The organism is Curtobacterium sp. MCBD17_023 (genome assembly GCF_003224415.1).
Lineage (GTDB): Bacteria > Actinomycetota > Actinomycetes > Actinomycetales > Microbacteriaceae > Curtobacterium.
In genome coordinates this window covers 27,324-48,573 of record NZ_QKLJ01000007.1, presented here as the reverse complement: position 1 = coordinate 48,573, position 21,250 = coordinate 27,324, and the positions used below count along the sequence as shown (strand labels likewise).

Annotated in this window: 20 protein-coding genes; 9 read left to right on the top strand and 11 right to left on the bottom strand. The window is 72.3% G+C overall.

From position 1 onward, the window contains the following. Nucleotides 1–77 precede the first annotated feature (77 nt). Entirely contained in the window at nt 78–896 is an 819-nt protein-coding gene (locus DEI84_RS10195; RefSeq protein ID WP_110890742.1) for a cytochrome c oxidase assembly protein, read from the bottom strand. Between the two features lie 138 nt (nt 897–1,034). Continuing rightward, nucleotides 1,035–2,375 (bottom strand): acyltransferase, encoded by a 1,341-nt coding sequence (locus tag DEI84_RS10190; protein WP_110890741.1) that lies wholly within the window; start codon nt 2,373–2,375, stop codon nt 1,035–1,037. A 165-nt stretch (nt 2,376–2,540) separates the two neighbouring features. On the opposite strand from DEI84_RS10190, the gene DEI84_RS10185 reads away from it, so the two are divergent. Beyond that, nucleotides 2,541–3,065, top strand: coding sequence for a Fur family transcriptional regulator (locus tag DEI84_RS10185; RefSeq protein WP_110890740.1), 525 nt, complete (start codon nt 2,541–2,543; stop codon nt 3,063–3,065). A gap of 139 nt (nt 3,066–3,204) precedes the next feature. After that, complete coding sequence (locus DEI84_RS10180; protein ID WP_110890739.1) at nt 3,205–4,710, top strand: catalase; 1,506 nt, start codon at nt 3,205–3,207, stop codon at nt 4,708–4,710. Between the two features lie 86 nt (nt 4,711–4,796). Here the strand turns inward: DEI84_RS10180 and DEI84_RS10175 are convergent, their stop codons facing one another. The 3 genes from DEI84_RS10175 to DEI84_RS10165 all read right to left on the bottom strand — a co-directional run bounded on the left by DEI84_RS10175 (nt 4,797) and on the right by DEI84_RS10165 (nt 7,153). After that, the gene (locus tag DEI84_RS10175) at nt 4,797–5,363 is read right to left on the bottom strand and encodes a GNAT family N-acetyltransferase (protein WP_110890738.1); all 567 of its coding nucleotides are present in this window, start codon (nt 5,361–5,363) and stop codon (nt 4,797–4,799) included. A gap of 66 nt (nt 5,364–5,429) precedes the next feature. Beyond that, on the bottom strand, nt 5,430–6,329 hold the full coding sequence (locus DEI84_RS10170; RefSeq protein WP_110890737.1) for a VOC family protein: 900 nt from the start codon (nt 6,327–6,329) through the stop codon (nt 5,430–5,432). Between the two features lie 44 nt (nt 6,330–6,373). Next, nucleotides 6,374–7,153: an SDR family oxidoreductase gene (locus tag DEI84_RS10165; RefSeq protein WP_110890799.1), complete on the bottom strand. Its 780-nt coding sequence runs from the start codon at nt 7,151–7,153 to the stop codon at nt 6,374–6,376. Nucleotides 7,154–7,259: 106 nt separating this feature from the next. Between DEI84_RS10165 and DEI84_RS10160 the strand changes: the two genes are divergently transcribed. From DEI84_RS10160 to DEI84_RS10150, 3 genes are all read left to right on the top strand, one after another. After that, nucleotides 7,260–7,790, top strand: coding sequence for a hypothetical protein (locus DEI84_RS10160; RefSeq protein WP_110890736.1), 531 nt, complete (start codon nt 7,260–7,262; stop codon nt 7,788–7,790). After that, nucleotides 7,787–8,419, top strand: a complete 633-nt coding sequence (lepB, locus tag DEI84_RS10155; RefSeq protein ID WP_110890735.1) for a signal peptidase I — start codon at nt 7,787–7,789, stop codon at nt 8,417–8,419. The genes DEI84_RS10160 and lepB overlap by 4 nt, the downstream gene beginning before the upstream one ends. Before the next feature lie 136 nt (nt 8,420–8,555). After that, nucleotides 8,556–9,758, top strand: a complete 1,203-nt coding sequence (locus DEI84_RS10150) for a GAF domain-containing SpoIIE family protein phosphatase (protein WP_110890734.1) — start codon at nt 8,556–8,558, stop codon at nt 9,756–9,758. A 116-nt stretch (nt 9,759–9,874) separates the two neighbouring features. Here the strand turns inward: DEI84_RS10150 and DEI84_RS10145 are convergent, their stop codons facing one another. Both DEI84_RS10145 and purD read right to left on the bottom strand, forming a co-directional pair. After that, complete coding sequence (locus DEI84_RS10145) at nt 9,875–10,753, bottom strand: phosphoribosylaminoimidazolesuccinocarboxamide synthase (protein ID WP_110890733.1); 879 nt, start codon at nt 10,751–10,753, stop codon at nt 9,875–9,877. After that, entirely contained in the window at nt 10,750–12,018 is a 1,269-nt protein-coding gene (gene purD / locus DEI84_RS10140) for a phosphoribosylamine--glycine ligase (protein WP_110890732.1), read from the bottom strand. The genes DEI84_RS10145 and purD overlap by 4 nt, the downstream gene beginning before the upstream one ends. Before the next feature lie 57 nt (nt 12,019–12,075). On the opposite strand from purD, the gene DEI84_RS10135 reads away from it, so the two are divergent. Next, on the top strand, nt 12,076–12,435 hold the full coding sequence (locus DEI84_RS10135; RefSeq protein WP_110823507.1) for a sterol carrier family protein: 360 nt from the start codon (nt 12,076–12,078) through the stop codon (nt 12,433–12,435). 330 nt (nt 12,436–12,765) lie between these two features. Here DEI84_RS10135 and DEI84_RS10130 read toward each other — a convergent pair whose 3' ends face one another. Then, a complete protein-coding gene (locus DEI84_RS10130) occupies nt 12,766–15,342 on the bottom strand; it encodes a LuxR family transcriptional regulator (RefSeq protein WP_110890731.1) in 2,577 nt (858 codons plus the stop codon). A 104-nt stretch (nt 15,343–15,446) separates the two neighbouring features. Between DEI84_RS10130 and DEI84_RS10125 the strand changes: the two genes are divergently transcribed. Next, on the top strand, nt 15,447–15,908 hold the full coding sequence (locus DEI84_RS10125) for a hypothetical protein (RefSeq protein WP_110890730.1): 462 nt from the start codon (nt 15,447–15,449) through the stop codon (nt 15,906–15,908). Nucleotides 15,909–15,965: 57 nt separating this feature from the next. On the opposite strand, the gene purF is transcribed toward DEI84_RS10125, so the two are convergent. Continuing rightward, nucleotides 15,966–17,423 carry an amidophosphoribosyltransferase gene (purF, locus tag DEI84_RS10120; RefSeq protein ID WP_110823510.1) on the bottom strand — a complete coding sequence of 486 codons (1,458 nt, stop codon included), beginning with the start codon at nt 17,421–17,423 and terminating at the stop codon, nt 15,966–15,968. A gap of 71 nt (nt 17,424–17,494) precedes the next feature. On the opposite strand from purF, the gene purM reads away from it, so the two are divergent. Next, nucleotides 17,495–18,589: a phosphoribosylformylglycinamidine cyclo-ligase gene (gene purM, locus DEI84_RS10115; protein ID WP_110890729.1), complete on the top strand. Its 1,095-nt coding sequence runs from the start codon at nt 17,495–17,497 to the stop codon at nt 18,587–18,589. A gap of 689 nt (nt 18,590–19,278) precedes the next feature. On the opposite strand, the gene DEI84_RS10105 is transcribed toward purM, so the two are convergent. Beyond that, nucleotides 19,279–19,485, bottom strand: a complete 207-nt coding sequence (locus tag DEI84_RS10105; RefSeq protein WP_110823512.1) for a DUF3073 domain-containing protein — start codon at nt 19,483–19,485, stop codon at nt 19,279–19,281. 162 nt (nt 19,486–19,647) lie between these two features. Here DEI84_RS10105 and DEI84_RS10100 point away from each other — a divergent pair, with 162 nt between their 5' ends. Continuing rightward, nucleotides 19,648–20,796: an NAD(P)-binding domain-containing protein gene (locus tag DEI84_RS10100; protein ID WP_110890727.1), complete on the top strand. Its 1,149-nt coding sequence runs from the start codon at nt 19,648–19,650 to the stop codon at nt 20,794–20,796. A gap of 155 nt (nt 20,797–20,951) precedes the next feature. Here DEI84_RS10100 and DEI84_RS10095 read toward each other — a convergent pair whose 3' ends face one another. Then, nucleotides 20,952–21,197 (bottom strand): DUF3072 domain-containing protein, encoded by a 246-nt coding sequence (locus DEI84_RS10095; protein ID WP_110823514.1) that lies wholly within the window; start codon nt 21,195–21,197, stop codon nt 20,952–20,954. Nucleotides 21,198–21,250: the final 53 nt, after the last annotated feature.

The window sequence follows — 21,250 nt, the reverse complement described above, 5'->3', positions numbered from 1 at the left end:
GGCCGTGGGCGCGCAGCCGCGGGAGCCGCGGGGCGTGGAGCCGCGGGAGCCCGGCAGCGCGGGACCCACTGCCCCCGTCAGGATCGACGCCGCAGGTGCTCCCGCGTCAGCGCCGCCATCTGCTCGTCCGTCAGGTCGTCCACGGCCCTGGCCTCGCGGCGGTCCGAGCGTTGCCACCGGACGAACAGGGCGATGAGCACGGGGACGTCCGCGACCTCGGCGATGAACCACAGCAGGTCGCCCGCCAGGTGCTGGTCCTGCAGGGGCGACGGTGTCCACGGCACGTGCAGGGTGGTCCGGCCGGCACCGTCCAGCACGTGGCCGCTCACCCGCATCACGACCGCGGGCACGGCATCGAGCACGAGTTCGACGAACGCGAGCAGGAACTCGGCGGTCGCGAAGGCGGAGGAGTGGAGCACCCCGACCTCGGACAGCGGTGCCAACAGGAGGAAGCCCAGCACCGGGACGAGGACGGTCACCGCTTCGGTGCTGAGGAACGACTGCCGCAGCACGCCCGCCAGCGGGGTGAGCAGGACGCCGAACACGGCCAGGGCCACCAGGGGCGCGACGATCGCGTTGCCGAGCAGCCGTGCCGGACGGGACCGCAGGACGGCGTCGGCGGCCCCGGACAGGCGGGTCGGGCCTCCCGTCCGGAGCAGCGCGAGCGGGCCGGCCGCCGCGGCGAACGCGGGCACCGCGAAGAACAGCGTCGCGAGCCGCAGGACGAACGCCCACCGGAGCTGGCGGTCGTCCTGTCCCACGATGCCGGACTGCAGCGTCGCGAACAGGCCGAGCGCGGCGACGAACGCCACGGTCCGCCACCACGGCCAGCGCGCGCCGCGGCGGCGGGCGGCGAGGACCCAGCGGCCGTAGACGGCTGCCCCGACGACGACCAGCGCCGTCGCCAGGGGGTCGACGTGCCAGGTGCTCCAGAACTCGGAGGGTGACGGCGTGGGGTGCCTCCCGGGGTCGCGCTGCGGGAGTCATCCTCCTTCGGCCGGGAGGCCCGACACGGCCCCGGCGTATGAGGATCCCTACATGCGTCCCGCGCTCGGCACCGGCGTCGCCGCCTCCTCCGCCGGCACCGTGCGCGCGAGGAGCCACACGCCCAGCGGGATCGCGACCCCTCCGACGAGCGCCAGCGGGAAGGAGAGGTGGAGCTGCATGACCGCGAACGCGGGACCGATCGTGCACACGGCGCCGGCCGCCAGCATGGGCCACGCCGGGCGGTCCGACCCGGGCGTCAGGCGGGGGAGGGGCCGGTCGGCGCGACGGACCAGGCGGGCGACACCGAGGGTGGCGGCGAGGAGCACGACGACCGCGACCGGGCGGGTGGCCCACCACACGCCCGACCCCGGGGAGGGGAACGGCAGCCCCACGAGCAGGCCGACCCCGTTGAGCAGGATGAACAGCGGCAGGTGCCAGAGGTAGATCGTCATGCCGTCGCGGCCGAGCAGGAACACGACGGCCTGTGCGGGGCGGGCCGCCATCAGTCGCGTCAGGGGTGCGTGCACGAGCTGGACGAGGCACGCCTGCCCGACGGCGAGGAACGCCAGCGGGAGCATCGGCGGGTTGAGGTCCTGCAGCATGTCCGGTGCCCAGAGGCCGACGGACGTCAGGGGTACGAGCAGGGCGTACGCCAGGCCGGCGATGCCGAGCAGCAGGAGCCGGGACCGTCGGGCGAACCAGCCGTCGACCCACAGGAACCCGAGCTGCTGGGCGAAGAGCCACACCGGGCCGAGGTTGAGCAAGCCGACCTCGACGATGCCGGACGCCAGGCGGACCGAGTCGATCGCGGCCGCGAGCAGGAGCAGCGCGAGCAGGGTCCGCCACGGCGCACGCGCGTGCAGCCGGGCCATGCCCGGGACGCAGCACTGTGTGATGCCGTACGCCGCCAGGAACCACAGTGGGGACCCGATGCCGAAGGCGAGTTCGCCGAGCAGGTCGGCGGGCGTCCCGACCGCGGTGGCGATGCCGAGGCCGACGGCGAGCACCACGAAGAGCGGGACCGCGGGGCGGAACAGCCGGACGAGCCGGGTCGCGATGAAGTCCCGGGCTGGGTCGCCGCCGTGACCGGCCCGGGCGACGGTGCTGCGCCATCCGACGGCGCTCGCGAACCCACCGACCACGAAGAACAGCGGCATCACCTGGCCGACCCAGGTCGCCCCGACGTACCAGGGCAGTTCCTGCAGTGGGCTCGTGACCCGGATGCCGGACGCGTCCGACCCGACCCCGACCATCGTGACGTGCACGACGACGACGAGGACGACGCAGGCCGTCCGGATGAGGTCGACGACCAGGTCCCGCTGCGCGATGGTCCCCCGGGCGTCCTGAGCGGTGTTCGCCGGCGTCGCGCCGGCCTGCTGCATGGACATGGCTGGACGCTACCGGCCGGTCCACCCCCGTCGAGCGATGCTCAGCTGATCGCGACCGGATCGTGACACATCGTATTCCGCAACGCCCATGTGGCGTTGGCGTCGGAAGGGTATCCGCCGTGTACTGTGAGCGTTGTCTTGAACGCTGCAAGAGAAAGGCTCCGCATGGTCGACGACACCGAACTCCTCCGCGGAGCCGGACTCCGGGTCACCGCTCCTCGGCTCGCGGCACTCCGGGCGATCGAGGCGTCCCCGCACACCACGGCGGACGACCTGGTCAGCGCGCTCGCCGGTGAACTACCGACGACGAGCCACCAGGCTGTCTACGGCGTCCTCAACGCGCTGACCGGCGCCGGGCTCGTCCGTCGGATCGAGCCGGCCGGCAGCCCCGCCCGGTACGAACGCCGGACCGGCGACAACCACCACCACATCGTCTGCACCATGTGCGGCGCGATCGGCGACGTCGACTGCGCCGTCGGTCACGCCCCGTGCTTGACCCCGTCGGAGACCCACGGCTTCGCGGTCACCACCGCCGAGGTCACCTACTGGGGTATCTGTGAGCAGTGCGCTGCGGCGGAGCAGGTGGACGAGGCCGATGAGCCGACGGGTGCCGTGCTTCCTGCAGCCGCGCCTCCCGCGACCACGCCTTCCGCGGCTGCGCCTCCCGTCGCCGCACCCGGCGTGGGCTGACCGCCCACGTCGCACGGGCCTCCCGGCAGGCCCCCCTCAGGCGCGCCCGCTGTCCGGCGCCGCCCACCGAGACCAACCCGAGCCACCCCGACCGATCCAACCGTTCCACCCGTTCCAACCGTTCCACCTAGGAGGAACCGTGTCCGACCAGAACACGCCCACCACCACGACCAACAGCGGGGCCCCGGTCTCCAGCGACCAGCACTCGATGGGTGTCGGGGCCGACGGCCCACTCGCCCTGCACGACCACTACCTGGTCGAGAAGCTCGCGCAGTTCAACCGCGAGCGCGTCCCGGAGCGCGTCGTCCACGCCAAGGGCGGTGGTGCGTTCGGTACCTTCACCGTCACGCAGGACGTGTCGCAGTACACCCGCGCCGCGTTCCTGCAGCCGGGCAAGCAGACCGAGATGCTCGCCCGCTTCTCGAGCGTCGCCGGTGAGCAGGGCTCGCCCGACACCTGGCGCGACCCCCGCGGCTTCGCGCTGAAGTTCTACACCGAAGAGGGCAACTACGACCTCGTCGGCAACAACACCCCCGTCTTCTTCATCCGCGACGGCATCAAGTTCCCCGACTTCATCCGCTCGCAGAAGCGCCTGCCGGGCTCGCACCTGCGCAACCACGACATGCAGTGGGACTTCTGGACCCTCTCCCCGGAGTCGGCGCACCAGGTCACGTGGCTCATGGGCGACCGCGGTCTGCCGTCGTCGTGGCGCCACATGGACGGCTTCGGGTCGCACACCTACCAGTGGATCAACGCCGCGGGCGAGCGCTTCTGGGTGAAGTACCACTTCCTCACCGAGCAGGGCCACGCGACCCTGACGCAGGAGGACGCCGACCGCATCGCCGGCGAGGACGCGGACTTCCACATCCGCGACCTGTACGAGGCCATCGAGCGTGGTGACACCCCGCGCTGGACCCTCAAGGTGCAGGTCATGCCGTACGAGGACGCCGCGAGCTACCGCTTCAACCCGTTCGACCTGACGAAGGTGTGGCCGCACGCCGACTACCCGCTCATCGAGGTCGGCACGATGGAGCTGAACCGCAACCCGGAGAACTACTTCGCGCAGATCGAGCAGGCGACCTTCGCCCCGTCGAACTTCGTGCCCGGCATCGCGGCGAGCCCGGACAAGATGCTCCTCGCACGCATCTTCAGCTACGCGGACGCCCACCGCTACCGCGTCGGCACGAACCACGCGCAGCTGCCGGTGAACGCCCCGAAGAACGAGGTGCACTCGTACTCCAAGGACGGCGCCATGCGCTTCGACTTCCAGAAGGCCGAGGTGCCGGTGTACGCCCCGAACACGCTCGGTGGGGCGCACGCCGACCCGAACGCGACGGACGACGTCCCCGGGTGGGAGTCCGACGGCGCCCTCCAGCGCTCCGCCGCGACGCTGCACCCCGAGGACGACGACTGGGGTCAGGCCGGCACGCTCTACCGCGAGGTGCTCGACGACGCCGCCCGCGAGCGTCTGGTCGGCAACATCGCCGGACACGTCTCCAAGGTGACGCGTGACGACCTGCGCGAGCGCGTCTTCGCCTACTGGACGAACGTCGACCCCGACCTCGGTGCCCGTGTGCGCGCCGCCGTCGTGCCGACCGCTCCGGGCTCGAACGAGGACGCGGAGGCGGTCGCCGTCGAGGCGTAGTCGACGCGGGAACCGCCGGGAGGCGCGGTGCGAGTCCGACTCGCACCGCGCCTCCCGTGCGTCCGGCTGCGTCCGGTGCCCCGGCGTCAGACCTGCTGGCCGTTGAGGAGGATCGGTCCCTCCGGCCAGTCCTCGAGCCGGGCCGTGACGGGACGGACCATCCACCCGCCCTGCTCGGTCTCCGAGACGCCGGCGCCGTCCGCCGTGAATGCACTGAAGGTACCGACCGCTTCGGGGAACTCGTGCCAGCCCATGTGTGCGTAGAACGGGATCCGGTCCTCACCCGCGCCGAGGAACCCGTACGGCACGCGGAGGCCGTCGAGGACGTCGTGCACGCGGTCCATCAGCTCGCGACCGACGCCCGTGCCCTGCAGCCGCGGTGCGACCCCGACCAGGCCGGTGTCGCCGACCAGGACGTCCTCGCCGCCGACCGTCACGAACATCCGCCGGATGCCGACGTGGGCGAGGACGACGCCGTCCTCGGTGCGACCGACCACCCGGCGTTCGGGCTGCATCCCCGCCCAGCTCCGGCCGCCGACGTACCAGTGCGACCAGCTCGGGAAGGCCTGCGCCAGCATCGCCGCGATCGCTTCGTGGTCGGTGAGCGTCAGCGCGCTCTCCTCGACCACCTCCCACCGGATCTCGTCAGTCATCACACCATCCTGCCGGGTGCGCCTGGCCGCCAGCGCGGGTCGGGCTTGCCGCCGGTGGGTCAGGGCTCACCCGCGACCGGCGGTCGTCACCTCGATGCGGTTCGCCCAGGGGTCCTCGAACGCGACCGTCCGACCGTCGTCCGCGGTCTGCACGCCGGCGTCGCGCATCCGAGCGGTGAGCGCGCCCAGGTCGTCGTCGGCCGGCACCTCGATGCGCACGAGGCCCAGCCCGAGGGCGAGCTGTCGGCGTCCGGCCCCGCGCGAGTTCCACGTGTTCATCGCCATGTGGTGGTGGTACCCGCCGGCGCTGACGAACAACGCCTGCCCGCCCATCGCCGCGGTGGTCTCGAAGCCGAGCGTGTCGACGTAGAACGCCTCCGCGGTGGCGACGTCCCCGACCGACAGGTGCACGTGGCCGACGCGGCCCGGTCGTGATCCGGCGTGCTCGAGCGCCTCGGCCGTCAGGTGCTCCTGCAGGAAGGCGTTCGGATCGAGGTACACGGTGTCCATGTCGACCGAGCCGTGCGTCCACGACCACTGCGTCCGGTCGCGGTCCCAGTAGAGCTCGACGCCGTTGCCCTCGGGATCCGTGCAGTAGAAGGCGTTGCTGACGAGGTGGTCGGCGCTGCCGGTGAAGGACTGCGGGTAGCCGGTGGCGACGGAGTACAGGGCGGCGGCCAGGTCGGCCCGGGTGTCGAAGAGCACTGCGGTGTGGAACAGGCCGGCCTGCCCCGGGCCGGCGTTCCGGAGCGCCGGCTCGTGCTCGAGGACCAGGACCGGCACGGTGAGTCCTCCCGGGGCGTCCGCGGCAGCCGGACGGCCGAGCACCACGCGGCCGCCCTCTTGCGCGAGCACCGTCAGACGGACGCCGTCCCGGTAGTACGCCGTCATCGCGTCGAGGTCGGCGACCCGGAGCGTGACGGCGCCCATCCCGGTGTCCGCGGCGAGGAGGTCCTGCGAGTGCATGTCCTCAGTGTGCGCCGATCATGGTGACACGTCAACGAAACGCGTCACTTCGCGCTGAAGCCTCCGTCGGTCTTCAGCAGCTGCCCGTTCACCCACCCGCCGTCCGGCCCGCACAGGAAGCCGACGAGCGCGGCCGTGTCCCGAGGCGTCGACGCGCGTCCGAGCGGGGTCTGGTCCACGGCGGCCTGCCGGATCTCGTCGGTCATCCACCCGGTGTCGTTCGGCCCCGGGTTGATCGTGTTCGCGCTGACCCGCGCGTCCCCGAGTTCGATCGCGGCACCGACGACGAGTCGGTCGAGCGCGCCCTTGCTCGTCCCGTACGGCAGGTTGAAGCCGACGTGGTCGCTCGTCAGGGCGATCACGCGTCGCTGGTCGAGGGGTGCGTCGGCCCCCTCGCGGAGCCGGCGCGCGTACGCCTGCACGATGAGGAACGGAGCCCGCACGTTCACGGCCAGGTGCTTGTCGAACGACTCGACAGTGGTCGTCGCGAAGTCCGAGTCCACCGACTCGCAGTGCGACATGACGACCGCGGTCACCGGAGCGCCCGCCTCCGCCTCGGCCCGGCCGACGAGCGCGGCCGCCTGCTCGGCGTCGGCGAGGTCGACCGGGAGGCGCGTCACGGCAGCCCCCGCGGCCTCGCACTCCGACACGACCGCGTCCACCCCCTCCGGGTCCGCGGCTCCGTGCACCCGCTCGTCGTACGGACCCCACCAGCTCAGGGCGAGGTCCCAGCCGTCCGCCGCCAGACGGGTCGCGATGGCGGCACCGATGCCGGCTCGGCGGCCCACCCCGGTCACCAGGGCGAGTGGTCTGCGGTTCGTCATCCGGGCCTCCGTCCCGACCGTGCGTCGGTGCGCGGTCCGGTCCACCCTGGCATCGAACCCGGTCGCTCGTCGGTCCGACCCGACGGGGACGGGCCAAGATGGACCGATGCCCTCCGAACGCCGCGGTCGCCCACGCCCCCAGGACCTGCCGGTCGAGCACGTCCGCGACCGGATGTCGTCGTACATCTACGGCAACATCACCGTGCTCGCCGTCGCGATCGCGGTCTCGCCCGAGCAGATCCACCACGGAGCCGCCGTGCTCACCGTGCTCGCGACGGCGGTGCTGACGTACCTCGCGCACGTGCTCGCGCACCTCGTGGCACACGCGATCGGGGACACCGCCGACGACACGGCGCGGCGGGAGTCCGTCGCGGTGATCACCCGGAACGCCAACCCGATCGCGACCTCGGGACTCATCCCCGCCGTCCTCTACGCGGCTGCGTGGATCGGTTGGGTACCGGCCGAGTGGGCGCAGACCGCCGCGGTCGTCATCCTGGTCGTCCGCATCGGCCTGGTCGGGGTGTTCCTCCAGCGGTTCCGCGGCAAGCAGCCGTCGTTCCTCGGGCTCTGGGGCGGCCTCGTGCTCGCCGCCGTCGCGCTCGTCATCTCCGTCGTGAAGGTCGTGGTCACCCATTGAGCGAGACAGATCCGTCGGCCGCGACCGAGCAGACCCGTGGCCGGTCCACGGCCCGGTTCCTGCGCGACCTCGTGGTGATCGTGGTGGCGGCGCTGGTCGTGTCCTTCCTGGTGAAGGCGTTCCTGGTGCGGTCGTTCTACATCCCCTCGGAGTCGATGGAGGACACCCTGCTCGTCGGGGACCGGGTCCTCGTGAACGAGCTCGTGCCCGACGTCATGTCGCTCGAGCGCGGTGACGTCGTCGTGTTCCGCGACCCGAACGCGTGGCTCGCCCCGGGGCAGGGCGAGGACCTCATCAAGCGCGTGATCGGGCTGCCGGGCGACCGGGTCGAGTGCTGCGACGCCCAGGGCCGACTGTCGGTCAACGGGCACGCGGTGGACGAGCCGTACGTGCGCCTGCCGGCGGACGTGAACCGGGTCTCCAGCGAGGACTTCTCGATCACGGTGCCGGACGGCCGTGTCTGGGTCATGGGTGACAACCGGTACAACTCCGCCGACTCGCGCGTGCACGGCAACGTGCCGGTCGAGGACGTCGTCGGTCGGGCGTTCGTGATCACCTGGCCGGTCGACCGCTGGTCGGTGCTGTCGCGGTACGGCGACGAGTGGGACGCGGTCCCCGACGCCGACTGAGCGCGAGCGGTGCGCGAGCGGTGCGCGGTGCGCGGTGCGCGGTGCCGGGGGGGTCGTGCGCGTGGCCCGTCGACTGGGGTCATGCGTTCCGTGAACTCCGAGAGGGCTTGTCCGGTATCCGCGTTAGCGTGGTCGCATGAGCACCGAGCACGTCGAGCAGACGATCCCCGCTTCCGCTCCCGTCGCGGCTCGTCGTGCTGCGCTGCTCGCCGCACTCGACGTCGTGCAGGGCGGCCCGGAGGAACGGTTCGAGCGCATCACCCGGATCGCCCGAGAGGCGTTCGGCGTCTCCGGCTCCTTCCTCAACCTCGCCGGCGACGACGTGCTCTTCCACAAGTCGCAGCAGTCCGACCAGGTGTTCCCCGGGTCGACGCCCATCCTGGACACGTTCTGCGGCCGGACGCTCGACCAGGACGGCCCCGTCGTCGTGCCGGACGCGCGGGACGACCTGCGCTTCTCCGACCTGCCGATGGTGAACAACGACCCGAACGTCCGCTTCTACGCCGGGGTGCCGCTGCACGTCGGTGCCGACGCGACCAAGGTCGGGACGCTCTGCCTGATCGACCCGAACCCGCGTGCCCTCGCCCCCGAGGACGTCGCCCTGCTCGAGGAACTCGGCGTCTGGGCGGAGCGCGAACTCGCCACCGGTCTCGACGACGACCGCCTCCGCACGGTGCTCTCCGGGCTGCAGCCGCACACCGTCGACCTGCCCGGCTGGACCATCGGCGGGACGTCGATCCCGCACGGCATCGTGTCGGGCGACTTCCACGACTGGCGCATCGACGACGGGACGGTGGACCTCACCATCGCGGACGTGATGGGGAAGGGCATGGCCGCCGGACTGCTCGCGGCCGGCATGCGCGGCGCCCTGCTCGCCCGCCGGCACGAGGACCCGTCCACCGCGGTCGCCGGGCTCGAGGAGCAGGTCGCCCCGGACCTCAGCGCCGCCGAGGCCTTCGCGACCCTGTTCCACGGGCGGCTCGACACGGCGACCGGTCGGCTGGCGTTCGTCGACGCCGGGCACGGACTCGTCCTGCACCTGCACGCCGACGGCACCGAGACCGTGCTGCGGTCGCTCGACCTGCCGGTCGGCCTGCACCCGATCGGGATGGACCGCGCGGCGGGGGAACTCGTCCTGGAACCGGGTGACACCCTGCTGCTCGTCAGCGACGGTGCCCTCGAGCTGTGGGACTCGACCCTGGCGTCGCTCTCCCGGCTCGGTGCGCTCCACCGGAAGTCGCCGGACCTGTCGACGTTCCTGGCCGGTGTCCGGGGCCGGGCGCTCGAACACGACCCGGGTGACGACCTGACCGTCGTGGTCGTGTCCCGCGACGCCTGACCCGGCCTGACCGGAGGGCAGCGCGACCGACTGGCAGCGCGACCGGCTGCCTGCCCGACCGGGTGCCTGCCCGATCGGCCGCCTGCCCGGTCGGTCTCCCGCCGGCCGGGATGCGGTCAGGCGCCGAGGCGCTCGATCAGCTCGCGGTAGCGCGCGGCCGTCCGCTCGACGACCTCGTCCGGCAGCACGGGCGGGGTCCCCGTGCGGTCCCAGTTCGCGCTGAGCCAGTCGCGGACGATCTGCTTGTCGAACGAGTCCGTCCGGTTGCCCGACTCGTACGCCGCTGCGTCCCAGTAGCGACTCGAGTCGCTCGTCAGGACCTCGTCCGCGATCCGGATCAGTCCGTCGGCGTCGCGGCCGAACTCGAACTTCGTGTCCGCGATGACCACACCGCGCTGCAGGGCGATCGCCGCCGCCTCGGAGTACACGGCGAGGGACAGGTCACGCAGCGCCGCGGCGTCCGCGGGGCCGACGAGTTCTTCGGTGCGCTCGAACGAGATGTTCTCGTCGTGCTCGCCCTGCGGGGCCTTGTACGCGGGCGTGTAGATGGGCTCCGCCAGGCGGTCACCGTTCGCCAGCCCGGCGGGCAGCTGTACACCGCAGACACTGCCGGTCTCCTGGTACTCGGCCCAGCCGCTGCCGACCAGGTACCCCCGCACGACGCACTCCACGGGGAACATCCGCAGCGGCATGACGTGCATCGAGCGTGCCTCGACGGATGCCGGGACGGGCGTCGTCGTCCCGCTCGGGGTGAGCAGGTGGTTCGGGACGTCACGCAGCTGGTCGAACCAGAAGCGCGACAACCGGGTGAGGAGCTCGCCCTTGCCCGGGATCGGCGGCTCGAGCGCGAAGTCGTAGGCGCTCACCCGGTCGGACGCGACGAGGAGCAGTTCGGTGGCACCGGCGACGTCGGCCGTCGACGCGGGCACGTACAGTTCGCGGACCTTGCCGGAGGAGACGTGTCGCCAGCCCTGGACGTCCGGGGCGGCGCTCATCGGACGACCTTCGCGGCGATGTCGGTGCGGAACTGCGCGCCGGGGAGCGTGATGTCGTGCAGGCCGGCGTAGGCGCGGTCGCGCGCTTCGGCGAAGTCGGCCCCGGTGGCGACGACGCTGAGCACCCGGCCGCCGGTCGCGACGAGGTCGCCGTCGAGGGCGCCCGTCGCCGCGTGCAGCACGGCGACGCCGTCGCGGGCGTTCGCGGCGTCGACACCCGTGATCGTCCGGCCGGTGACCGGGCTCTCCGGGTAGCCCTCGCTGGCCAGGACGACCGTGACGGCCGCCTGGTCGCGGAACTCCGGTCGTGGCGTGGAGCCGAGCTGCCCCGACGCGGCGGCGAGCAGCAGGCCGCTCAGCGGGGTCGCGAGGCGGGGGAGCACCACCTGGGTCTCGGGGTCGCCGAAGCGGGCGTTGAACTCGATCACCCGCACGCCCTGCTCGGTGACGATCAGCCCGCAGTAGAGCAGTCCGACGAAGGGCGTGCCCTCGTGCTCGAGCTGGCGGACGGTGGGCAGGGCGACCAGTTCGGTGACCTCGTCCACGAAGGCCTGCTCGGATCCCCAGCGGTCGTCGAGCCACGGCAGCGGCGAGTACGCGCCCATGCCGCCGGTGTTCGGTCCGAGGTCGCCGTCGGACAGTCGCTTGTAGTCCTGCGCGGGCGACAGCGGTCGGACGTCGTGCCCGTCGCTGAGGAAGAACAGCGAGACCTCTTCCCCGTCGAGGAACTCCTCGACCACGACGTGTCCGTGCTGCAGCCAGTAGGTCGCGTGGTCGATCGCCGCCTGGCGGTCCTCGGTCACCAGGACGCCCTTGCCCGCCGCGAGCCCGTCCGCCTTGACCACGTACGGAGCACCGAGCTCGTCGAGCGCCGCCACTGCCTCGTCCACCGTGCCGGCGGACACGGGACGTCCGGTCGGGACGCCGGCCTCGGCCATGACGCGCTTGGCGAAGGCCTTCGACCCCTCGAGCTGCGCGGCGGCCTTGCCGGGACCGAACACCGGGATGCCCCGGGTGCGGAGCGGGTCGGCGACGCCGGCGATGAGGGGCGCTTCCGGTCCGACGACGACGAGTTCGACGTCGTTCTCGAGCGCGTACTCCGCCACGAGTGCGCCGTTCGTGGGGTCGAGCGACACCGTCTCCACGTCGGCGGCGATGCCGGCGTTCCCCGGCGCTGCCGTGATGACGTGCCCGGCCTGTTCTGCCAGGAGGGCCGTGATGATCGCGTGCTCGCGGGCACCGGAACCGAGGACGAGGATTCGCACCCGATCACCCTACCGAGCCCGATGAGCCGCCCGTAGTGCACCGGCTAGCCTGTGGGGATGCCGCCGAAGACCATCGACGACGCCGTCGGCCGGGCCGCGCTCGACGCCGTCACCGCCGGCGCGACCGACCGCTCCTCGATCGCGACGGCCGTCCGCTGGACCCTGCAGCGCCTGGCCGAGGACGTGCCCGGCAACAGCGTCGAGGTGCGGGTCCCGCCGTTCGCCGCGGTGCAGGCCGTGCCCGGACCGCGGCACACGCGCGGCACGCCGCCGAACGTGGTCGAGACGGACGCGACGACGTGGCTCGCGCTCGCGACGGGTCGGCAGCACTGGGACGACCCGGAGACCACCCGCCGCGTCAGCGCGTCCGGTTCACGGGCCGACATCGCCGCGTTCCTGCCGGTCCGCCTGCCCTGACCCGGCGGCGTGGTGACACGCCGTCGGTCTCGGTACCCGGGGGAATTAGGTAGGTCCTACCGATGTGGACCGTGCACCCGCTTCTCTAGCCTTTGTGAAGCCGCCGGGATTCGGACCCGACCCGAACGGGTCCGAACCCGGCGACGCATTCCACGCTACGCGAAACCGGGCGCCGTGTGTCAACGGCAGCGGCGAGTCGTGCTGCATCCCGCAACTTCTTCTGCGGTCTGCCCAGACCGTTCCGTCCTGCTCAGACCGTTCCGTGCGCCGGCCGTTCCGTGCGCGGGCCGTTCCGTGCCCGGCCCGGTCCATCCCCGGCTCGTTCTGTGTTCAGACGAGTTCGACGAGCTCCGACCGTGCGCGGATGTCCCACTTCGCGAACACGCGCGACATGTGTGCGTCCACCGTCCGGACCGACAACCCGAGTCGGTCCGCGATCCGCCGGTTCGAGTACCCCTGGGCGGCGAGCTCGGCCACCTCGTACTCGCGCTTCGTGAGCGGCTGCTTCGTCCGGCCCGCGGTGACGGCCATGCCGCACGCGGCCAGGTCGGCCTGGGCGCTGGCGATCCACGCGCGGTCACCCGACCGCAGGGCGTCGGCGTACCCGGTGATCGCCGCGGCCAGGGGCCCGTCGACGCGGGTGGCCGCTTCCTGCATCCGCGCGAGGGACGCGGCGGTGTCCCGACCGGCCATCGCGTCCATCGCGTAGTGCAGGGTCTGCGCGTAGAGCACGTGGGTCCACGCACCCGCCGCCGTCCCGCGCGCGATGATCTCGTCGGCCCGCCGGAGCCCGGACGGGTTCCCGAGCAGCGCCTCGGTCCACGCGATCGTCGTCTCGATCTGGTCGCCGAGGATCCGCATGGCACGGAGCGGTGTGGTCCGCGCCCGCTCCACGGACTCGGCTGCTGCGTCCGGCATGTCGGCGTACGCCTGGGACATGGCCAGACGGGACCACGCGTAGGCCGAGAAGCCGCCGGGGTCGATGACCTCGTACCGTTCACACGCGGCCGTGAAGGCCGTCACGGCGTCGGACCACCGTCGCTCCCCGAGCGCCCGGTTCCCGATGCCGAAGAGCTCGAGGGTGAAGTCGTACTTGAGGAACGGGTCGGCCCGGATGAGCGGGACCTGCGTCACCATCTCGGCGATGTCCCCGCGCCACACCTGGACCTGGTGCAGCACCGACACGACCTCCCCGACGGTCCACGGCGAGTCCTCGAGGTGGACCGTGGCGGTCGCCAGGCAGGCGTGGGCCAGTCGCCTCGCGTCGTCGAGCCGCCCGCCGGTGCCGAGGGCCATCACGGCGCACGCGGCGATGGGCAGGAAGGACCGCGGGATCGCCGGGGCGTGCAGGACCCCGGAGCGCTCGATCTCCTGTCGGATCTCGGCGAATTCGCCGCCCCACCCGAGGTGCGAGAGCCGCAGGACGCGCAGCTGCTCGCGCGCGGCCGGGCCGACGTGTTCGACGGCGATCTCGGTCAGCGTCACGGCGGACGCGGCGTCGTCGTCGTGGAACTGCCGGAGGTTGGCGAGTGTCTCGCACGCCTCGACGACCGCGACGTCGTCGACGTCGACGCCGGACGTGGCGAGGCACCAGGCGGCTTCCGCGTCGACCCGGCCGGCCTCGCGTCCGCTGCTGTACCCGTGGGCGAGCGAGCGCAGGCAGTGGGTGCGGACCCGCTCCGTCGGCGTGAGGACCGCCCCGAGCATGGCGGACGTGAGGGCGATCGTGCTCTCGTGCTCCTGGAGGCCGTTCGCGATCCGCGCTGCGTCGAGCAACTGGTCGACGGGCGGCAGGACACCGCACTCGAGCGCCCACAGGATCGCGCGGAGACGTGCCGCCGGCGGTGCGCCCTCCTGCCGGTCGGTGCGGAAGGCGTTGGCTCGCGCGAACAGGGCGGTCCGTCGGGCGACGGGCACCAGGGCCCGGACGACGTCGCCGACGAGGGGGTGGGACGACCGTGCGACCGGGCTGCCGGTGCCCGTGGAGTCCATCCGCACGAACCCGAGGCCGACCGCCCGGTCCAGGTCGCTCCCGTCCACCAGGGCGAGCAGGCGGGACACCGGGATCGGCTCGGCGAGCGCGACGATCTCCACGACGTCGCGCAGGTCGCCGGGGAGCGCGGCGAGTTCGGTCCGGTACATGTCGGCCAGGCTGTGGGACGCGGTGACCCGCCCGCGCCAGTACCAGCTCAGCGCGGTGTGCTCGAGCGCGCCGGAGGCGAGACCGGCACGGACCACCTCGCGCAGGTACAGCGGGTTGCCCTCGGTCGCCCGGTGCACCTGTTCCACCGAGGCGGGTTCCAGCGGGGCACCGAGCGCGCGTTCCAGGAGCGCGGACGTCTCGTCCACGTCGAGCGGCACGAGGTCGATCCGCTCGAGGAGGTCGTCCTGCCAGAGCGCCCGCAGCGGTTCGGCCAGCGCCGTGAAGTCGCGGCAGGTGAGGACGAGCCGCGCGCCGTGGTCGCGCACGAGCCACGCGACGTAGCGGGCGGACAGCGCGTCGAGCAGGTCCGCGTCGTCGACCCGCAGCACGAGCTCCCGACCCTCCGTCCGGGCCGCGCGGCGCAGGAGTTCCTCGGCCGGGACCGGTTCCGTCAGGTCGTCGCCGAGCACGTCGCCGAACCGGTCCGAGACCGCACCGAACGGCATCGAGGAACCGGCGGCGACCGCGGTGATCGGCACGACCAGGGGTGCCGGGTCCGGCGCTCGTCGGACCACGCGGTCGGTCACGCGGGCGGCGACGGTGGTCTTCCCGAGTCCGGGCGCACCGACGAGCGCGACGCTCCACCGGTGATCGGCGACGACCGCGACGGCCCGGTCTTCCTCTCGGCGGCGGAGCACCGGCCATGACAACCGGGCGGGAGCCCGCATCGGACGGCGGTCACCCGGGTCGGCTTCGTCGACCATCGCGCACCTCCCGTCTCGAAACCCCGCGGTACCGGACCATCATCTCGCGTCCAGTGGATGAACTGCCGCGCGAGCCTCCTCCCAAGGTGGGGGACAATGGGACGGTGAGCGACACCGATCGACCCGACCAGCGTCCGGTCCCGGCACCCGACGTGGTCACCTCCCCGGACCAGGTCACCATCCGACGCGCCCCACGCTTCAGCGTCTTCATCCTCGGCGGCGCCGTGCTCGGCTTCCTCGTGACGGTCGTCGTCGTCGCGCTCACCATGGGCCTCGACCGCGGCGACCAGCAGGAGACGACGGGCTTCGCCGGGCTCGTCGGGTACTTCGGCCTCTACGGCGTCTCGATCGGCATGCTCGTCGGTGCGCTCGTCGCGGTCGTCCTCGACCGGGTGTCGTCCCGCCGAGCGGCGAGCCTGACCGCCGAGCGGGTCACGGTCGACCCGGTCCCGGAGACGGTCGACGGCGAGCTCGAGGACCACGACGGCCCCGCCACCGGCCCGGCGTCCCCGACCGATGCGACGGCCGAGCCCACTGCAGACGAGCAGGGGCAGCCCGAGCGCTGAGGCTGCGGTCGCGGACGCGACCCCTCCAGTCCGTGGTCCCGATGCTCCGGACCGACGTCAGCTGAGCTGGTTCGCCTCGACCCAGGCGAGGTACTCCGGCGACACCGTGCCGGTGACGTACTCACCGGTGAAGCAGCTCATCTCGAGGTCCGGGACGTCGGACCCCTCGATGATCGCGTCGCGCATGTCGCCGATCTCCTGGTAGATCAGGTGGTCGCTGCCGAGCACCGTGTTGATCTCGGGGATCTTGCGGTCGTGCGCGATCAGTTCGGCACGGGTCGGCATGTTGATGCCGTAGACGTGCGGGTAGCGGACCGGCGGCGCGGCGCTGGTGAACGTGACCTCGTTCGCGCCGGCGGCACGGGCCATCTCGACGATCTCGCGGCTCGTCGTGCCCCGCACGATCGAGTCGTCGACGATGAGGATGTTCTTGCCCTTGAACTCGGACGACATCGCGTTGAGCTTCTGTCGGACGCTGCGCTTGCGCTCCGCCTGGCCCGGCATGATGAAGGTCCGGCCGACGTAGCGGTTCTTGTAGAAGCCCTCGCGGTACTCGATGCCGAGCTTCTGGGCGACCTGCATCGCTGCCGGTCGGGACGAGTCCGGGATCGGCATGACGACGTCGATGTCACCGGTCGGCGCGTACTGCTCGATGGTGTCGGCCAGGCGGTTGCCGAGACGGAGACGGGCGTCGTAGACCGAGATGCCGTTCATCACGGAGTCCGGACGGGCCAGGTAGACGTACTCGAAGGCGCACGGGACGAGCCGCGGGTCCTTCGCGCACTGTCGGGCGTGCATCGTGCCGTCCATCTCGATGAAGACGGCCTCACCGGGAGCGACGTCACGGACGATGTCGTAGCCGCCGGACTCGAGCACGAGGGACTCGCTCGCGACGACCCACTCGCTCTTCCCCGCGTCGTCGAACTTGTGCCCGAGGATGAGCGGACGGATGCCGAACGGGTCACGGAACGCGAGCAGGCCGTGCCCGGCGATCGTCGCGATCGTGGCGTACGAGCCCTCGACCCGCTCGTGCACGCGCTCGACGGCGTCGAACACCTGCCCCGGGTCCAGGTGCTTGCCGCGGACCTGGCCCTGCAGCTCGTGCGCGAGGACGTTCACGAGCAGCTCGGTGTCCGAGGTCGTGTTGAGGTGCCGGCGGTCGATGTCGAACAGCTCCCGCGTGAGTTCACGCGTGTTCGTCAGGTTGCCGTTGTGCACCAGGACGATGCCGTAGGGCGCGTTCACGTAGAACGGCTGGGCCTCTTCCTCGTTCGTCGCGGCGCCACGGGTGGCGTACCGGACGTGGCCGAGACCCATGGTCCCGAGGAGCGCCCGCATGTCACGGGTGCGGAAGGCCTCGCGCACGTGACCGCGGGTCTTGTGCATGTGGTGCACGTGCCCGTCGACGGTGGCGATGCCCGTCGAGTCCTGTCCCCGGTGTTGCAGGAGGAGCAGTGCGTCGTAGATGGATTGGTTTGCAGGCCCCTGCGCAACGAGGCCGACGATGCCGCACATTCGCGGGGTGCTCCAGACCGTAGGATCGGGTGGTACCGAACAAGTCTGCCATGCCCAGCGGAGGACGACGTATGCCCAACCCCTACGCCGAGGCCGGTGTCGACACCGCCGCCGGTGACCTGGCCGTCGAGCTCATGAAGTCCGCCGTCTCGGCGACGCACAACGCGTCCGTCCTGGGCGGCGTCGGTGGCTTCGCCGGGCTCTACGACGTCTCGTTCCTCAAGGACTTCGAGCGCCCGCTGCTCGCGACCTCGACCGACGGTGTGGGGACGAAGGTCGCGATCGCGCAGGCCATCGACAAGCACGACACCATCGGGCAGGACCTGGTCGGCATGGTCGTCGACGACATCGTCGTGGTCGGCGCGAAGCCGCTCTTCATGACGGACTACATCGCCTGCGGCCGGGTCGTGCCGAACCGGATCGCCGACATCGTCGCCGGGATCGCCCGCGGCTGTGCGGCCACGGGCACCGCGCTCGTCGGTGGCGAGACCGCGGAACACCCCGGCCTGCTCGGTCCGGACGACTACGACGTCGCCGGTGCCGCGGTCGGCGCGGTCGAGGCCGGCTCGCAGCTCGGCGCGCACCTCGTGCAGGACGGCGACGCGGTCATCGCGATCGAGTCCTCCGGACTGCACTCGAACGGGTACTCGCTCGTCCGGCACGTCCTCGGCCAGCGCGGCATCGGCTACACGGACACGCTGCCGGAGCTCGGCGGCCTGGTGGGGGAGGCCCTGCTCGAGCCGACCCGCCTGTACACGACCCCGCTGCTGGACCTGATCGAGCAGCACCCCGGTGCCGTGCACTCGCTCTCGCACGTGACGGGCGGTGGCATCGCGGCGAACCTGGCGCGCGTGCTGCCCGTCGGGTCCTGGGTCGAGGTCGAGCGGTCCACCTGGCAGCCGCTGCCGGTGTTCCGCGTGCTCGCCGACCTGGCCGGCACCCCGATCGAGGACACCGAGGGCACCTGGAACCTCGGCATCGGCATGTTCGCCGTCGTGTCCGGTGCCGCGGCGGACGAGGTCATCGCGACCCTCGGGGCAGCCGGACTGCCCGCGTGGACGGTCGGCTCGGTGTCGATCGGTACGCGCGACCTGACCGGGTTCGAGCAGGGCGCCAAGGGCGTCGACGGCGGGGCCGTGCGCCTCGTGGGGTCCTACGCGGGCTGAGGCGCCCCGCTCAGTACCGCCCCGCGCGGCCCGTTCCCCGAGGTTCCAGAATCACGGAACCTCGGCGCGCGAGATCCCGCGTTCGTGGCACCGGGACGTCCGACGCACGGCGAGTTGCGGAACCTCCTCGGTGCCGCGCGTCGTCGAGGCGTCGCCGCGTTCGCACGACTCACCGTGCCCGGCGTCGTCGAGGTCGCACGACCCGCCGTGCGCGCTCCGTCGAGGTCGCACGACTCACCGCGCGCGGCGTCGTCGAGGTCGCACGACCCGCCGTGCGCGCTCCGTCGAGGTCGCACGACTCACCGCGCGCGGCGTCGTCGAGGTCGCACGACCCGCCGTGCGCGCTCCGTCGAGGTCGCACGACTCACCGCGCGCGGCGTCGTCGAGGTCGCACGACCCGCCATGCGCGCTCCGTCGAGGTCGCAGAAGCGGCCGCCACCGGCGCGCGGAGGCGGCAGATCGCGCAACCTCGGCGGATGCCCGGCGGCGGCAGACCGTGCGACCCCGGCGGATGCCCGGCGGCGGCAGACCGTGCAACCCCGGCGGATGCCCGGCGGCGGCAGACCGTGCAACCCCGGCGGAGGCGAGGCCGGCACGGCGTGCCGCAGCGGAGGCCCGACGAGGCATCAGCCCGGGCACGACGAGACGCCGCGCTCCCCGGAGGGGCGCGGCGTCGTCAGACCGGGAGGTCAGGCGGACTTGTTCGTGTCCGTCTGGTTCTCCAGGTCACCATCGTCACCGAACTCGTCGGCCCAGCGGTCGACGTAGTCGGGCTCGTCCGACTGTTGTGCGACGGAGAGTTCGCGTTCGAGAGCACCGTAGTTCGTGTCCGGGCTGAAGTACTTCAGCTCCCGGGCGACCTTGGTGTGCTTCGCCTTCTGACGGCCGCGCCCCATGCGTGACCCCCTCTGTGTCGGCTCGTGTCCGGTCTCGGCGGGCGACGAGTGTGCACCCGGGAAGAACAGACGGTTCGTGGTTTGAAATCTGTCGGCCACTTTACCATGTACCCCGTTGCCGACTTCGCCCGGCGCGTCCCGAGCACAGCAGAATCGAGGGTGATGCGCACCGCCGACCAACACGCCCGTGTCGTCGTGATCGGCGCGGGCCAGGCAGGCCTCTCCGTCGCCTGGCACCTCCAGCGCGCCGGACTGACCGCCGGCCGCGACCTGGTCGTCCTCGACCGTGCTCCGGGAACGGGAGGCGCGTGGCAGTTCCGCTGGGAGGCCCTCCGGCTCGGCCTCGCGCACCGGGTGCACGACCTGCCGGGCATGCACGAGATGGGATTGCACTTCGACGACGCGGACCGCTCACGTCCGGCCCGTGACGTCGTCGCGGAGTACTACCGGCGGTTCGAGCAGCACCACGACCTCCGGGTGCGTCGCCCCGTCGCCGTCACGGCGGTCCGCCGCGAGGTCGAGTCCGGTCCGGCTGGCAGTACGCCCGCGCTGGTGGTCGAGACCCGCGACGACGACGGGACCACCGGGGTGATCCGCGCGGAGGTGGTCGTCAACGCCTCCGGTACGTGGGGCACACCGTTCGTGCCGTGGGTGCCGGGTCGCGACGTGTTCCGGGGCCGTCAGCTCGACACGACGGGGTACCGCGACGCGTCGGAGTTCGCGGGGCAGGACGTCGTGGTCGTCGGTGGTGGCACGAGCGCCATCGGCTTCCTGCTCGAGCTCGACGGCGTCGCCCGGACCACGCGGTGGTTCACCCGTCGCCCGGTGGTCTGGTCCGACGACCCGGATCTCGCGCTCGGCGCCGCCGTGGCGGCCGTCGAGGACCAGGACCGGGCAGCGAAGGCGGGACGGACGCTGCCGAGCATCGTCAGCGGGACGGGCCTCCCGGTCTCACCGCGGATCCGACGCGGCCTGGCGCGTGGGCTGCTGCAGCCCGAGCCGATGTTCGTCCGGCTCGACGCGGACGGCGTCGAGACCGCGACCGGTGAGCACGTGCACGCCGACGCCGTCATCTGGGCGACCGGGTTCCGCGCGGACCTCCGGCACCTCGCGCCGCTGCACCTGCGGACCGAGGCCGGTGGGGTCGTCGTGGAGGACGGGCGTGCCGGAGCCGAACCGCGCCTCTTCCTCGCCGGGTACGGCCCGCAGGCGTCGACCATCGGTGCGAACCGCGCCGGTCGTCGGATCGCCCGCCAGGTCCTGGCGGTGCTGGCCGCGGACGACGGGGAGCGGTCACCCGCTCGGGCGTGACCGACAGCGGTGGACCGCACCGCTGGCATCGGGCGCCTCGCGGCTCCGTCCGGCAGTCCCGGTCGACCCTGACCGCGACGGGGACGGCGATCGCGACGGAGATGCCGGACGGCGGCCCGCTGGGATGCGGACCGCCGTACAGCAACGCCTGCGGTTCAGTTGGTGCCGCGGCCGGTCTTCTGCTGCAGACGGTCGATGTTCTCCGAGGCCTCGGCCTTGTTGAGGTCGGCGGGGAGCTCCTCGCCGGCTTCGCGCGCGAGGGTGTCGAGGTAGCTGCGCTGCGGGCCGGTCATCGGCTCGTCACCGGTCACCCACTGCTCGGGGTCCTTGCTCGCGGTGGTCGACGGGTCCGGGCGCTCGCCGCCGAGGGTCTCCGGCTGGTTCTGGTCTGCATCACTCATGAGCGTGACCGTACGCCGCACCCCCGACGTCTCGCGCAGCACGGCGTCCCCCG